Source organism: Leeuwenhoekiella sp. CH_XMU1409-2 (assembly GCF_037029365.1).
Classification (GTDB): domain Bacteria; phylum Bacteroidota; class Bacteroidia; order Flavobacteriales; family Flavobacteriaceae; genus Leeuwenhoekiella; species Leeuwenhoekiella blandensis.
Map to the genome: position 1 here is coordinate 1 of NZ_JAYMEI010000033.1, position 1,921 is coordinate 1,921.

2 tRNA genes and 2 rRNA genes are annotated in these 1,921 nt (G+C 45.8%); all 4 read left to right on the forward strand.

The window, feature by feature from the left end:
- A 16S ribosomal RNA gene (locus WA338_RS18710) occupies nt 1-109 on the forward strand; the annotation flags it as partial.
- Nucleotides 110-245: 136 nt separating this feature from the next.
- Nucleotides 246-319: transfer RNA gene (locus WA338_RS18715), tRNA-Ile, on the forward strand.
- 200 nt (nt 320-519) lie between these two features.
- Nucleotides 520-593: transfer RNA gene (locus WA338_RS18720), tRNA-Ala, on the forward strand.
- Nucleotides 594-837: 244 nt separating this feature from the next.
- Nucleotides 838-1,921, forward strand: a 23S ribosomal RNA gene (locus tag WA338_RS18725); the annotation flags it as partial.

Genomic DNA, 1,921 nt, shown 5'->3' on the forward strand with positions numbered 1-1,921 from the left:
GGTACCTGAAGTCCGTCACCGCAAGGAGCGGCCTAGGGTAAGACCGGTAACTGGGGCTAAGTCGTAACAAGGTAGCCGTACCGGAAGGTGCGGCTGGAACACCTCCTTTCTAGAGCTTTGCTGCATAGCAGTTAAAGACGCGACTATAAGGAAAGACGAAGTTTTAGTTTTAGTTGTCAATTCAAGATATTTTTCGGTTGATGATCCTGAATTCATTTCAGGATCATTCAATTGATAAATAGGACAGTCTCATAGCTCAGCTGGTTAGAGCGCTACACTGATAATGTAGAGGTCGGCAGTTCGAGTCTGCCTGAGACTACTACGCGCCAAAAGGTGCGAAGTATATCCGCGAAGGCGGATATCTTTAAGGCTAAAGTCACAGACTTAGTTTTAAAGAAAGTTCATAAACAAGTATTGAAGGAAATTTTAGAAGTTGGGTAACCCAGTTTGCAGTAAGCAGAAGCAGTTAGCAGTAATTTAGACTGTGTACTGAATACTGAAACTGCCTACTTTATAAATGGGGGATTAGCTCAGCTGGCTAGAGCGCCTGCCTTGCACGCAGGAGGTCATCGGTTCGACTCCGATATTCTCCACTTGTGCTGAACTTGTTTCAGCACCTCTTTGATAATTCACCTGCCAAGGTAGGAGGGTTAGAAGAAAGAGATCCTGAGACAAGCTCAGGATAAACGTTCATTGACATATTGGGAAATAATAAGAATACGAGAGAAACAAATTTTATATAGTTAGAAATAACTAAGTTATATTATAGATAGAACTCATTAATAATACAAAAGGCCAAGGTAGCAATACCAAGGTCCTTATAAGAGCAAAAAGTACAATAAGCTAAATAAGGGCGTATGGGGAATGCCTAGGCTCTCAGAGGCGATGAAGGACGTGATAAGCTGCGAAAAGCTGCGGGGATTGGCACATACAAATTGATCCGCAGATATCCGAATGGGGCAACCCACTATACTGAAGGTATAGTATCCGCAAGGAGGCAAACCCGGAGAACTGAAACATCTAAGTACCCGGAGGAAGAGAAAACAATAGTGATTCCGATAGTAGCGGCGAGCGAACTCGGAATAGCCCAAACCGGTTCTGTTACGGCAGGATCGGGGTTGTAGGACCACGACATTTTATGCGTAATGAATTAGAATCCTTTGGAAAGAGGAGCCATAGACGGTGATAGCCCGGTATAGGTAAAGAGCGTTATAGATAGTGGTATCCTGAGTAGTGCGGGGCACGTGAAACCCTGTATGAATCTGGCGGGACCATCCGCTAAGGCTAAATACTCCTGAGAGACCGATAGTGAACCAGTACCGTGAGGGAAAGGTGAAAAGAACCCTGAACAAGGGAGTGAAATAGACCCTGAAACCATACGCTTACAAGCGGTCGGAGCCCCTTTGGGGTGACGGCGTGCCTTTTGCATAATGAGCCTACGAGTTACTTTATCTAGCAAGGTTAAGATGTTCAGCATCGGATCCGTAGCGAAAGCGAGTCTTAATAGGGCGTATAGTTAGGTTGAGTAGACGCGAAACCGTGTGATCTACCCTTGGGCAGGTTGAAGCTGTGGTAACACATAGTGGAGGACCGAACCCGTTGACGTTGAAAAGTCTTGGGATGACCTGAGGGTAGGGGTGAAAGGCCAATCAAACTCGGAAATAGCTCGTACTCCCCGAAATGCATTTAGGTGCAGCGTTGATTTATAGTTTTATAGAGGTAGAGCTACTGATTGGATGCGGGGGCTTCACCGCCTACCAATTCCTGACAAACTCCGAATGCTATAAAATGTTCATCAGCAGTGAGGGCATGGGTGCTAAGGTCCATGTCCGAGAGGGAAAGAACCCAGACCATCAGCTAAGGTCCCCAAATGTATGTTAAGTTGAAAAAACGCGGTTGGACTGCCCAGACAGCTAGGATG